The organism is Peribacillus simplex, from assembly GCF_030123325.1.
Classification (GTDB): Bacteria; Bacillota; Bacilli; order Bacillales; family DSM-1321; genus Peribacillus; species Peribacillus simplex_D.
The window spans coordinates 989,904-1,002,622 of the sequence record NZ_CP126106.1; the positions used below are offsets into that span (position 1 = coordinate 989,904).

Genomic DNA, 12,719 nt, shown 5'->3' on the forward strand with positions numbered 1-12,719 from the left:
TTTCATACATTAGTTTAAAGGCGGAAGACAAGGGGGATATCCGATGAATGAAGCGGAGCAAAAGGCTCTGGAATATGCCATTAGTGAAATTACAGAAATAGCAACTGGGTTCGGGTTGGATTTTTACCCGATGCGTTATGAAATTTGCCCTTCAGAAATCATTTATACATTTGGTGCCTATGGGATGCCGACACGTTTTTCTCATTGGAGCTTTGGGAAGCAATTTCATAAAATGAAGCTGCAGTACGACTTTGGTTTAAGTAAGATCTATGAACTGGTCATTAACTCTGATCCTTGTTACGCTTTTTTGCTGGACTCCAATTCACTTGTGCAAAATAAATTGATTGTTGCCCACGTTTTGGCGCATTGTGATTTCTTTAAAAATAATATCCGCTTCAATAATACGAAGAGAGATATGGTAGAAAGTATGTCGGCAACGGCAGAAAGAATCCGTGAATATGAAATCCTGCACGGCAAAAAGGAAGTGGAAACCTTCCTTGATGCACTTTTAGCCATTGAAGAACATATCGATCCGTCGCTGATGAGACCGAAACTTGCCTGGACGATGGAAGATGAGGAAGAAGAAGAGGAAATAAAACCGGCAGCCACACAATACGATGATTTATGGAACCTTGATAATAAGGATAAACCGAAGAAATCCAACATTAAAAAAAGAAAAAAATTCCCGCCAAGGCCTGAAAAGGATATTATGCTTTTCATAGAACAGTACAGCAGGGATTTAACCGATTGGCAACGGGATATCATGACGATGATCAGGGAAGAGATGCTGTATTTCTGGCCGCAGCTGGAAACGAAAATCATGAACGAAGGCTGGGCATCCTACTGGCATCAGCGCATAATCCGTGAATTGGATCTATCCTCAGGGGAAGCCATTGAATTCGCAAAACTGAACGCAGGTGTCGTTCAGCCATCACGCACCAGCATCAATCCATATTATCTTGGATTGAAAGTGCTTGAAGATATTGAAGAACGCTATGATAATCCAACCGAAGAAATGATCAAGATGGGCGTCAAGCCCGGATCTGGCCGGGAAAAGATGTTCGAAGTAAGGGAAATAGAATCGGATATTTCCTTTCTCCGTAATTATTTGACGAAAGATCTGGTCATGCGGGAGGATATGTATTTATTTCAAAAGCAGGGCAAGGATTATAAAATCGTCGATAAGGCATGGGAAAATGTTCGTGATCAACTCGTGAGTATGAGGGTTAACGGCGGTTTCCCCTATATCACGGTGAACGATGGGGACTTCATGCGAAATGGGGAACTTTATCTAAAACATTGGTATGAAGATATTGAACTGGATCTGAAATATCTCGAAAAAGTCATGCCATATATCCATCAGCTCTGGGGCCGCTCCGTTCATATGGAATCAGTCATAGAAGGAAAAGAAGTCCTGTTTTCCTATGATGGAAAAGGCATTCACCGGAAATATTTATAAAGCTGGAAAAACTGCCGGTCACTCGGCAGTTTTTTTGTTTCAAGCTCTATTACTCGTTAAGAGCTACTTAGCATAAAGAATCAATGATACTTGTAATTAATGTTATAAAACGATTATAGAATTTTGAAAAAACTCATTTGGCAAACGGAGGAGAAAAGTATGATCATTCGTGAAGCGATGGAAACGGACATAGTTTCCATCAAAGAAATTTACAATCAAGGGATTGAGGATCGAATTGCCACGTTAGAAACGGAAGTAAAGGACCAAACTTACATTGAGGAATGGTTTGCCAAACACATCGGACGCTATAAGGTCATTGTCGCTGAGCAAGAAGGGGAGATTGTTGGATGGGCTTCTTTAAACCCATATAATAGGCGCGATGCTTATAGAGGGGTTGCGGATTTATCCGTCTATATCTCAAGAGATCATCGAGGAAAACGGATTGGCGGTTTATTGCTGCAATCCATCGAAAAGCTCGCAAAAGAAAATGACTTCAATAAAATTGTGTTATTCACTTTGCCCTTTAACCAGATTGGTCAAGGATTGTACAATAAACGGGGGTATCGCGAAGTAGGAGTGTTTAAGAACCAGGGAATGTTAGACGGGGAATTTGTCGATGTGATGGCTATGGAGAAATTACTTTAAACATTTAGGGGGAGGAGGATTATGACAGTGAACCATCCAAGTGTATTGTCAGTTGGTTATTTTGATGCCTATTTCAAGCTGGTTTTAACTTCTCGTGAACCTGTGGTGGAAAAGGCAAAGAATTTATTGAAACAAACTTTTTTAAAGGCGAAGCGAGTTATTATGGCGAGCAAACTTACCGAAATTTCATGACAGCTTTTAATAAGCTGAAGGATAAATAAAAAAGTTGAATCAAATAGTTGCAAGTTGCAAATAATTAGCGTATAAATAAAGTGAGGTGAAAGTAATGGAAAATGAAAACCTTAGAGGTCTCTTCCAACTCTTAACTAGACGTTTTGGATTATTGAATAAAAATTGTTGCAGCGCAGATGGAATTGAGATATCCCTTGTTCAAAGCCATATCCTGTATGAAATAAACCGACAAAAAGGCGCTTCCATCCAGCAAATTGCAGAATCCCTGGGAACGGATATTACGACGTTCAGCCGACAAATCCAATCCCTTATAAAATTGAATTTAGTCACTAAAACGCCTGATGCGGAAGATCGGAGAATTTCTATCCTTTCTCTGACCGATGAAGGCGTGAAAATCAATCAAACCATCGATCAGCAAATGAATGATTACTTAAATGAGATTTTCAAGACGATGAATGAGTTTGAAAAGGAATCCGTCGTGCGTTCTCTGACATTGCTTAATGATCGAATGTTGAAGTCTTCGGTATGTTGTACTACTCCTTGGGGGTAGTATAATTTTTCGACAATACTTGCAAATTGCAACTTTTTTTAAGGAAAAAATATAGGAGGGAATAATGATGGGTCAATTTGATAATAGTGCATTACCAGTAGCAATTATAGGAGGAGGTCCTGTGGGGCTGGCAGCGGCCGCTCATTTACTAAAAAAAGGGGAGAAGTTTATCGTATTGGAAGCGGGGGACTTTGTGGGTTCAAGCATGCTGGAGTGGGGGCACGTTCGAATGTTTTCTCCGTGGCAGTATAACATCGATCAAGCAGCAAAGGAATTACTGGAGAGCGCTGGATGGACGTCACCCAACAAAGAAGGTTTGCCGACAGGTCGCGAATTGGTTGAAGAGTACCTTCTGCCTTTAAGTAACCTTCCAGAAATAAAAGAACGGATTATGTTACAGGCAAAAGTAGTCGGTGTTGCCAAAAAGGCTCACGATAAGTTAAAAACAGGAAAACGGGACACGGTTCCCTTTCAACTGTATGTAGAAGTGAATGGTGACACAAAAGTAATTGAAGCGAAAGCAGTGATTGATTCATCAGGTACTTGGACCAATCCAAACCCCATCCTTTCCAATGGTATCTGGACGAATGCGGAGAGAAAATTACACAATCAGATCCACTATGGCATTCCTAACGTCGAACAACTAGAAAACAGATATCAAAATACATCCACCGTGGTTATCGGAAGCGGCCATTCAGCCATCAATGCCTTATTGGATCTGGCCACCTTACAGCAAAAGTTTAGGGATACAAAGATCTATTGGGTTCTTCGTAAAAAACAGATCCATGAAGTATACGGTGGGCAAGAAAACGATGGTTTGGCTGCTCGTGGAGAGCTTGGCATCAGAATTCAAAAATTAGTGGAATCTGGACGAATCCATATTCTTACTCCTTTTCATATTAACGGAGTTACTCCAACAAACGGTAAAATCATTTTGATTGGAGAACTAAAAGGAGAAGAATTCACACTCGGTGATATCGATGAAATCGTTGTGAGTACGGGCTTCAGACCTGATACATCCTTTTTAAATGAAGTAAGGATAAATCTTGATTCAGCTGTGGAAAGTATAGAAGCGCTTGCTCCGTTAATTGATCCCAATATTCATTGTTGTGGAACCGTGCGGCCGCACGGTGAACAAGAGTTACGGCATCCAGAAAAGAACTTCTACATTGTTGGTATGAAGAGTTATGGAAGAGCACCTACATTCTTACTGGCGACAGGCTACGAACAAGTCCGTTCGGTGGTGGCCTACCTTACAGGCGATGTAGAGGGGGCAAAAGAAGTACACTTGGAACTCCCTGAAACAGGAGTGTGCAGTGTAAATCTTGCTTCTAGTTGCTGCGATTCTGATACTCCTGTAACTGAAACTAAGGATAATTCTTGCTGTGGCAGCCCCGTTCTAGCAAGGTTAGAAATTAAAAAGAATTCATGTTGTGAGTAAACCAAAAAACCAGTCTGATGAATCAGGCTGGTCTTTTTATAGGCCTTGTTAAACATTTTTTTTGAACAAATAGAAGAGAAAACTTATTGTGGGCTTTTTTCGTGCCCTATGGATGTTAGGATTTCCTGAAAAGAGTTAATAAAACAAACCACTAAAGGGGATTTCTTTATGTATTGTTTTTACTTTTAGTTACAAAATGAAGAATGTTTGTGAACGAAACTCTGGTGTTCCAATCAATAACTATTCTTTATCAATAGGGGAATGAATATGATCCCTAAATGTATCAACATACAAATTACCATTGGCAGCCAGTACTGCATAAACAACATCATGTTTTAATAAATTACGTTTTATTAACTCTGATTCTAACCATGAAAACGTTATATTATTTTGTTCTAAATTCTCTTTAATTATTTCTCCATCCATAATAAGTTCAATAGGTAACTTCTGTTCAGGCATTACAGCAATCATCAAATCCTGTTTTGTAACGTTCCTAAATTGCGGCTTTTTTAGTACTGTTAACGTTCCGTTTGTTTCAACTATGGCAAATAGAACCTCTTCAATGTTAAAAATATCCCTTTCCCTTAGTTGTTGATTTAAATAATCCAATGTATATCGCATTTTATTCATGTTTCCTTCTAATATTTTTCCATTTTGCATCACAATTGTGGGATCTCCAGCCAGAAATTTTCTTCCTTTACTATTTTTTAATGAAATAAGTGCTATCAGGAAAATAATTGCTATATATATAGTAAATGCAATAATTGTATGATGTACCTTAATAGAAGTATTGAAGGCTAAATTCGCTGCAATAGCTCCAAGCGAAATTGTTGCAACAAAATCAAACATTGTCATTTGTGATATCGTTTGTTTACCTAATATTTTTGTTCCAACTAGTAATAAACTGAAAGAAGTAATTGACCTCAAAATTACTTCGATATGTTCAGGCATTTTCCCACCCCGATTTTATCTATTGTTAGTTATATTATATCCTTGATTTTTTTTATTTATTTCACCTTGCATTAACCGCTTTCTTGATAAATAAGAAAAAGACAGGTTTCCCTGTCCTCAATATTAGTATATTTCATATTAACTTTTCGATATATTCATTATTAATAACAATTTCTATTTGTGATCGGTTAACTATGATAATTCTGATTCTACCCGTGGTCTTTAAAAGGGCTAAGGGAACTGTCCTCAGCTTGCATCACGATAGTCTTCACTCTATTTCTACATATTTTTGCTTTGCTGAAGAAGTTTGGATTCTCCTGTACGTTCCCATTCTTTTACTGTTTCATATGCTCTTTCAGGAGAATATCCTTTCCCTACAAGAACTCCCATTAGAATAAATTCTTGAAGAATGTGTGTAGGTTTTTTCCTCTTTTAACATCCTCTAATCCTTCCTTTACCAAAAATTCCGTGTACTGTATCCATTCATCTGGAGTCATACCAACTGTTTTTCCATTGCCATTACCGTCTTCCGTAGCAAATGCATCTGCTTTGGTAACGTGAACAGTACCGAATGGATGGTTAGGAGGAGCATATAATGCGTAAAGTTTAAGAGGAATATTACCTGTATTGATTAGATTATGCCATGTACCAGCAGGTATCATTATTGCAGAATCATCATAGACATTTCTTTCAAAGTTTAAATTTTCTTTACCCGTGCCCATTTGAACAATGCCCTGGCCTTGTTCAATGCGTAAGAATTGGTCAACATTAGGATGTATTTCCAAACCGATATCTTCGCCAACGTTCAGACTCATCAAAGTAACTTGTGAATGTGTTCCTGTCCATAAAGCAGTACGATAGGTATTGTTTTGCTTCGTTGCTTCATTGATATTAATGACAAATGGATTTGGTCCATAATCTGTTAAAAAAACACTTCCATCACTGTTGGAAGAGCGAAAAGAATCATATCTGTTTGCATACTCTAACTCATTAGGAAATTCTGGTTAACAGACGGTCTTCCATAGTTATACATTGGTACATTAACATAATCAAGATATTGATACGGATACATATAGGGAACATAGTACATTTTCTCAATCCCTTCACAGTTTAAAAAATCCCTATGCACTTGGTAAGGGAATGTATTTATCATTCAGGTAACTAAAATTCACTTGTTTTATTAAATAGCCCGATTGTTGAACAAAGACCAAACATTATAATTCAACTATAAACTTTCCCTTTAGTTGAACCTACTTCCTTAAGGGGAATTTTGGCGGTGTTGAACTGTCGTAATTTTTACATTTGAAGAAGAATATACAGAATGAATGATAATTTACTTTGTTTTCATGCCTCTTTTTGTTAATACATTTGTTAATTTGTCAATTTGCTGTTGCATTTTTTCAAGCTTCTCATCTAATTCTTTTTGGTCTTGTTTTTCTTTTTCTGAATCAATGATTGCCTCATCCATAGCAGTTAAAACTGCTATGGCTGCAATACCGTCTGCAATAGTGGTAAGAATAGCAGCTGTTAGCCCAAGTCTGAGACTAGGACTTATTGGAGGTTTTTCATTTTGTTCTGACTTTGAATAGGTGTTATTCATACATTTGCTCCCCTCATTCGACAATGTTAGAAAAGTTCAAATTAAAACTTATGTTCAAGGGTTTGTGTTAATACAATTTCTTGCAATCGAACTCTATTCGTTCTCTTCTTATTTCAGAATGAGCTATATATGGCCTCTGTCAACGGTACCGAACCGAAGGGAGGATAAGGAGTTGACAGATTCACTGCACCAAGACCCTCTTGGTGTGTCTCAAAAGGCAACACTCTAACTACTCCTTTAAAAAACAGCTACAACATGAGGTCGTTATTTTTTAGAATGCACTATATCCATAGGGTGTGGCAAGTCCAGCGCTATAACTAATTAGCACCTGCATAAGTGATATTAGGAAGAACCTTCATCAAATCCCCCAACAATCGCCAGTAACACGAGACATACAATTACTCCTTATAAGTTTTAAGGGGTTACTTACATTAAGTTATGTTCTACATAGGTAAATGACACAGTTTTTTTAAGATTAGCTATGCAGTACTCTAACGTATGCCTACAACTATCCTGCTCCGTTAGTTCATCAAGAAAATCAACAACACCCTTTATGAAACATCTTTTTAGCATACTATAATTTATTTTGTTGAATATTTAATCCTTGATTAAATAAGAATATGCTTATACAATGATATTGAATAACCACATAAGCATTTGATTATATATTCGATTAAACTAGGAGGGATAACATGCAAACGAATGAAGCGTTGGATATAGAAGCTACGGCAAATGTTCTTAAACTTTTAGGTGATAAAACACGTTTGACGATGGTGAAAATTATGTCTGAACATGAATGCTGTGTCTGTGAATTTGTGGACCTATTCGAGATGAGCCAGCCGGCCATCAGCCAACATTTACGAAAGTTGAAAGATAGCGGAATCGTGAATGAAGCAAGGAGGGGACAATGGATTTTTTACTCGTTAAACCCGTCTTCTTCCCATTACTCATTTATTCAGACGGTCATCAAGGACTTACCAAGTCAAAACTTTAAATTAGAAGAATTAACAGCACAAGGAAAACGGATTTGTTGTGACTAACTAGGAGGTACAACTTCAGTGGAATCGGTTATTTTGGCAGTTATCATCTTTTTATTAACACTCATTCTCGTCATCTGGCAGCCAAAGGGATTGTCGATTGGATGGTCAGCTTGTGGCGGTGCGGTTTTGGCCTTGCTTGTTGGCGTCGTGGATTTTTCTGATGTCATGGACGTGACATCGATGGTATGGAACGCGACACTTACCTTCATCGCCATCATCATCATCTCGCTTATTTTGGATGAGATCGGATTTTTTGAATGGGCAGCACTGCATATGGCGAGAGCGGCCAAGGGAAATGGAGTAAGGATGTTTGTCTATGTGAGCATTCTCGGAGCTCTAGTCGCTGCATTCTTCGCAAATGATGGAGCTGCGCTCATCTTAACTCCGATTGTTTTGGCGATGGTTCGAAACTTGAAGTTGGAAGAGAGAATGATCTTCCCATTTATCATTGCGAGTGGGTTTATTGCGGACACTACATCCTTACCGCTTGTCGTAAGTAATTTGGTCAACATTGTTTCTGCTGACTTTTTTGATATCGGGTTTATTGAGTTCGCATCTAGAATGATCGTTCCCAACCTGTTTTCATTAGCGGCTAGCATCTTGGTTTTATATTTGTACTTCAGAAAGAGCATTCCGAAGAATTATAATATGGCTCAATTGAAGAAGCCAGTCGATGCCATTCGTGATATAAAAATGTTTCGCCTGTCTGGGATTGTTTTAGGTGTTCTGTTGGTTGGCTATTTTATCAGTGAATTTTTCAACATTCCTGTATCCATCATTGCAGGTGTTGTCGCCATTTTCTTCTTGTTTATGGCAAGACGAAGTCCAGCTGTTAATACCAAGATCGTTGTAAAAGGCGCACCATGGGCGATTGTGTTCTTCTCCATTGGTATGTATGTCGTGGTGTATGGATTAAGAAACGTTGGATTGACGAACATTTTAGCTGACCTTATTCAAGTGACGGCTGATCAAGGATTATTCGCTGCTACTGTCGGGATGGGATTCATCGCAGCTATTCTTTCATCGCTTATGAATAACATGCCGACGGTCATGATAGACGCTCTTGCCATTTCCGATACGAATACAACGGGCGCGATCAGGGAAGCACTTATTTATGCAAATGTCATTGGTTCGGACTTGGGACCAAAAATCACACCGATTGGTTCTTTGGCTACCTTATTGTGGCTGCATGTTCTTTCATTAAAAGGCGTGAAGATCTCATGGGGAACCTACTTTAAAACGGGAATCATCTTAACGATCCCAACATTGTTCATCACATTAGTCGGCCTATATATATGGTTACAAATCATGCATTAAACGATTACTTTACTTACTAAGGAGAGAAACAGCATGGCTAAAAAAACACTATACTTCTTATGTACCGGTAACTCTTGCAGAAGTCAAATGGCAGAGGCGTGGGGGAAGAAATATTTAGGTAACGAATGGCAAGTGCTTAGTGCAGGAATCGAGGCCCATGGGTTAAATCCAAAAGCTGTAAAAGCTATGAATGAAGTTGGATTGGACATCTCCAATCAAACATCGGATATCATCGACCCTGACATATTGAATAATGCTGATTTTGTCGTTACATTATGTGGTGATGCGGCAGACAAATGTCCAATGACGCCAGCGCATGTTGAACGTGAACATTGGGGCTTTGATGACCCGGCAAAAGCAGAAGGAACAGATGAAGAAAGATGGGCTACCTTTCAACGTGTTCGTGATGAAATAGGAGAAAGAATTTCACGTTTCTCTAAAACGGGTAAATAAATGAACTTGAAAAGCGGTTAGTGTTAGTAGGCGGACCAAAGACCATAAAGAAAGAGCTGCCAATTTTGGCAGCTCATTTCTACATTAAATCTTAATATCGACCTTAGCATTTTTCTGAAGTTCTTCCACATGCTTCACTAGCTTTTCTTGTTTCTTTTGCTGCTCTAATTGTTCCTTGATTTGCGGCTTCATTTCTTCGAGTTTCTGTACCTTCTGCCCGCTTGTTTTAGCTTGCTCAGCAACCTGGTCGTAATACTTTTGGATTTCTTCATCAGTTGCTTCTTCCACTTTAATCTCTTTATCAACGTACTTCGTATACGGGATGTTCTCTGCAATCTGAGCATTCAGCGTTTCCGAATTCAGACCTGCTTGCTTCATCGCTTCCTTGAATTTCTCTTCACTCTCATATTGCTTTTTGATTTCGGCAAGTTGCTTTTCAATTTCAGCCTTGGAAGCTGTGTAGCCCTTTTTATCCGCAGCTTGAAGCAGCAATGTTTGCCCCACTAAAGAGTTGAGCGTTTGCTCTTTAATTTGTTTGGCTCCCTCCTTGGTTGTTGGGTCTTGTCCGAATTGCTGCATTTGCATTTGTGTGGTGGACAACACGGTATTATATTCCGCACCTGAAATTTTTTCGTCATTGACGATGGCCACCGTTTTCTTTTCATCCACCTTTTGCTTGTCTAGTTTCTTCTGCATTTCTTCCATCTGTTTTTGCTGTTCCTCAGTTGCTTTCGCCGTTTCTTTCTCAGTTGTTTTAGTCTCTTTCTCGTCATTTTTCTTATCAGCTTCATCGTTCGAACCACAAGCCGTTAGAACAACTGCCAATAATCCAATGATGATTGGGTACAATAGTTTCTTCATATTTCATTCTCCTCTCGTATTCAATGCTAAAAAATCATCTAATGCGCATTATAAAGGAATTTCCCATTAAAACACAATATTTTCATTCTTTTTTCCAGAAAACAGGAAGATAGTATAGGCATTATCTCATTATATAAGTGTAACATTCGCGGATATGAACCGATTTACCCTTCGTCATGAAATAAGCTTTAAAAGGAATGGAAGGCTGATACGTGGTGCAGACAGAAGCTGTAGTCTATCAATTACACACAAAACATTGTCTAGTAACTATTGTATATAAAACTTGTATGGTATTATAAACCTTATCATCCGAATGTAGTTCATTTAGCCTATATATTGATAATTTTAATCATGCAGTGAAAATGAGAAAAGTGAAACAAAGAGACAGGATTGGAAATCCAGCAGTTTATTGGAGGTATAGATTTTGAAAGGAAAATCAAGGGTGCCATCTGAATTGGCAGGGTATTTAAAGCTGGGGGATGCCGTCATCATTACGGATCAAGATCATCGCATACTTGATATTAATGCATATTATGAAAGGACGACAGGGTATTCAAGGAACAGTATCATTGGGTTTAAAGCTGGATTCCTAAAGTCAGGGTTAACACCTTTGCGTACATACACATCCCTGAAAAACGAGTTAAGGAAGGGAAATCCATGGTCAGGGGTCTTCACCAATCGAAAGAAATCGGGTGACATTTGGCACTCGTCTATTACGATTACCCCTATTAATCTAGGGGATCAGTGGTATTTTGTCGGGATTTTCCGTGAACTGGAACAATTGAAAGAAGGGATTTACCTTTCGGAAAAGAAAAGGGCAGAGACTCAAAGGGAATTGTTAAAGGTCCTCGCCATTTCATGCGAAATCCGTGACCCAGGCATTGAAGAGCATTTATTGAGAGTTCAAAACCTAACCGAGCAGCTAGTTATGGTTCATAATCGAAGATGCCAGCTGGAACTATCTAAAAGCTATATGAATCATATCGTTCATTCTAGTATTCTACATGATATCGGGAAAGCGGAGATTCCTGAGGGGATATTATACAAACCTGGCCCATTATCTCCATATGAACGAAAAATCATCGAGATGCATCCGTTGATGGGATCCGATATTTTGAATAAGATTTCAAGGGAAATAAACAATGATGTGATCAGCAGCCTGAAAGTGGCAGAAAACATCATTCTCCATCATCATGAAAAATGGGATGGAACTGGATATCCACATCGTTTGAAAGGTGAGGAAATCCCATTGGAAGCTAGAATAGTTGCCATTGTGGATGTGTTCGATGCATTGACCAGCAGAAGGCCGTATAAAGATTCCTGGTCAGTGGAGCGGGCACTATCTTTCATAAACGAACAAAAAGGAAAGCATTTCGACCCATCCATCGTGGTGTCTTTACTTTTGTTATTTAATGAAAAGGCGGCGCAGAAAAAAGGTTTCGAAACCGTTCGCAGCACAGGAATATATTAAACAGCGAACTCATCGAATATCTTATCCCGATATAATGGGGCAATCCTTCGTGGAAAGAAAAGGTAGCATCAGTCATCTGGATCTGGTCGTTCCCCCTTGGAGACCAAAGAGGAACGGCTCCTTATCAATTGTAGGGTTAAGAAGAAAATCCCTACCAATTTATCCTAAAAGTAGAGAAGCCTTTTTACTACATTCCTTTTTTCTTATTTCTATTAAAGTAATAAACGACTGCGATTACCAGAATCAGCAGTACCAAAACAATCCTTACATCGTCCGATGCCTTCAATACTTGTGTTACCGAATACGCTTCGACAAGGAGGGCAGGCAGTTTTCCAATGGATGTCGCGAGAAAGAAAATCATCATCCCCGTCTTGCTTAATGCTGCTGTAAGGTTGATCGCGCCGGATGGAATAAAAGGAAGGAGCCTAAGCATCAGGATCATCCAAAATGCATGAATTCCTTGTGACTTTTGCAGCTTCATGACCCACCGGTTCTTCATGAACTTGGGTTTGAATGTTTGAAAGCCCTTTCGGTATAACCAAAAGCTGACCACTGCTCCGGCAATTTCCCCCATGTAAGAAAGGATCAATCCCTTTTCAAATCCAAATACGGTGATATTGGCAGCCGTGATGAATACGCTTGGAATAAAACCAAGCACGCTAATCAATATATTGAATGCTAAACTTACAGCAATGGAAAAAGGCCCGCTGGATAGTAATGCTTCAGAAATGAAATTCAT

At 38.9% G+C, this 12,719-nt stretch carries 13 protein-coding genes and 1 pseudogene; 9 read left to right on the top strand and 5 right to left on the bottom strand.

Going from position 1 to position 12,719, the window contains the following annotated elements; genetic code table 11:
* Positions 1-43: 43 nt before the first annotated feature.
* From QNH43_RS04720 to QNH43_RS04740, 5 genes are all read left to right on the top strand, one after another.
* Positions 44-1,459 (top strand): SpoVR family protein, encoded by a 1,416-nt coding sequence (locus QNH43_RS04720; protein ID WP_283916978.1) that lies wholly within the window; start codon positions 44-46, stop codon positions 1,457-1,459.
* A 159-nt stretch (positions 1,460-1,618) separates the two neighbouring features.
* Entirely contained in the window at positions 1,619-2,104 is a 486-nt protein-coding gene (locus tag QNH43_RS04725; protein ID WP_283916979.1) for an arsinothricin resistance N-acetyltransferase ArsN1 family A, read from the top strand.
* A gap of 21 nt (positions 2,105-2,125) precedes the next feature.
* The gene (locus QNH43_RS04730) at positions 2,126-2,296 is read left to right on the top strand and encodes a hypothetical protein (protein WP_283916980.1); all 171 of its coding nucleotides are present in this window, start codon (positions 2,126-2,128) and stop codon (positions 2,294-2,296) included.
* A 94-nt stretch (positions 2,297-2,390) separates the two neighbouring features.
* Positions 2,391-2,846 carry a MarR family winged helix-turn-helix transcriptional regulator gene (locus QNH43_RS04735; RefSeq protein ID WP_283916981.1) on the top strand — a complete coding sequence of 152 codons (456 nt, stop codon included), beginning with the start codon at positions 2,391-2,393 and terminating at the stop codon, positions 2,844-2,846.
* Positions 2,847-2,913: 67 nt separating this feature from the next.
* Positions 2,914-4,287, top strand: a complete 1,374-nt coding sequence (locus QNH43_RS04740) for an FAD-dependent oxidoreductase (RefSeq protein WP_283916982.1) — start codon at positions 2,914-2,916, stop codon at positions 4,285-4,287.
* A gap of 240 nt (positions 4,288-4,527) precedes the next feature.
* Here QNH43_RS04740 and QNH43_RS04745 read toward each other — a convergent pair whose 3' ends face one another.
* From QNH43_RS04745 to QNH43_RS04755, 3 genes and pseudogenes are all read right to left on the bottom strand, one after another.
* Entirely contained in the window at positions 4,528-5,238 is a 711-nt protein-coding gene (locus QNH43_RS04745; RefSeq protein WP_283916983.1) for a DUF421 domain-containing protein, read from the bottom strand.
* Between the two features lie 500 nt (positions 5,239-5,738).
* Positions 5,739-6,328, bottom strand: a pseudogene (locus QNH43_RS04750) (cupin domain-containing protein); the annotation flags it as partial.
* Positions 6,329-6,571: 243 nt separating this feature from the next.
* Positions 6,572-6,838 (bottom strand): hypothetical protein, encoded by a 267-nt coding sequence (locus tag QNH43_RS04755; RefSeq protein WP_283916984.1) that lies wholly within the window; start codon positions 6,836-6,838, stop codon positions 6,572-6,574.
* Between the two features lie 692 nt (positions 6,839-7,530).
* Here QNH43_RS04755 and QNH43_RS04760 point away from each other — a divergent pair.
* Genes QNH43_RS04760 through arsC form a run of 3 tightly spaced genes read left to right on the top strand, consistent with a single transcriptional unit; the run spans position 7,531 to position 9,648 of the window.
* Entirely contained in the window at positions 7,531-7,878 is a 348-nt protein-coding gene (locus QNH43_RS04760; protein ID WP_283916985.1) for an ArsR/SmtB family transcription factor, read from the top strand.
* A gap of 18 nt (positions 7,879-7,896) precedes the next feature.
* Complete coding sequence (locus QNH43_RS04765; RefSeq protein ID WP_283916986.1) at positions 7,897-9,195, top strand: arsenic transporter; 1,299 nt, start codon at positions 7,897-7,899, stop codon at positions 9,193-9,195.
* 33 nt (positions 9,196-9,228) lie between these two features.
* Positions 9,229-9,648, top strand: a complete 420-nt coding sequence (gene arsC, locus QNH43_RS04770) for an arsenate reductase (thioredoxin) (RefSeq protein WP_283916987.1) — start codon at positions 9,229-9,231, stop codon at positions 9,646-9,648.
* Between the two features lie 84 nt (positions 9,649-9,732).
* Here the strand turns inward: arsC and QNH43_RS04775 are convergent, their stop codons facing one another.
* Positions 9,733-10,509: a SurA N-terminal domain-containing protein gene (locus QNH43_RS04775; protein WP_283916988.1), complete on the bottom strand. Its 777-nt coding sequence runs from the start codon at positions 10,507-10,509 to the stop codon at positions 9,733-9,735.
* Positions 10,510-10,933: 424 nt separating this feature from the next.
* On the opposite strand from QNH43_RS04775, the gene QNH43_RS04780 reads away from it, so the two are divergent.
* Positions 10,934-11,980, top strand: coding sequence for an HD domain-containing phosphohydrolase (locus QNH43_RS04780; RefSeq protein ID WP_283916989.1), 1,047 nt, complete (start codon positions 10,934-10,936; stop codon positions 11,978-11,980).
* 187 nt (positions 11,981-12,167) lie between these two features.
* Here the strand turns inward: QNH43_RS04780 and QNH43_RS04785 are convergent, their stop codons facing one another.
* On the bottom strand, positions 12,168-12,719 hold the full coding sequence (locus tag QNH43_RS04785; protein ID WP_283916990.1) for a TVP38/TMEM64 family protein: 552 nt from the start codon (positions 12,717-12,719) through the stop codon (positions 12,168-12,170).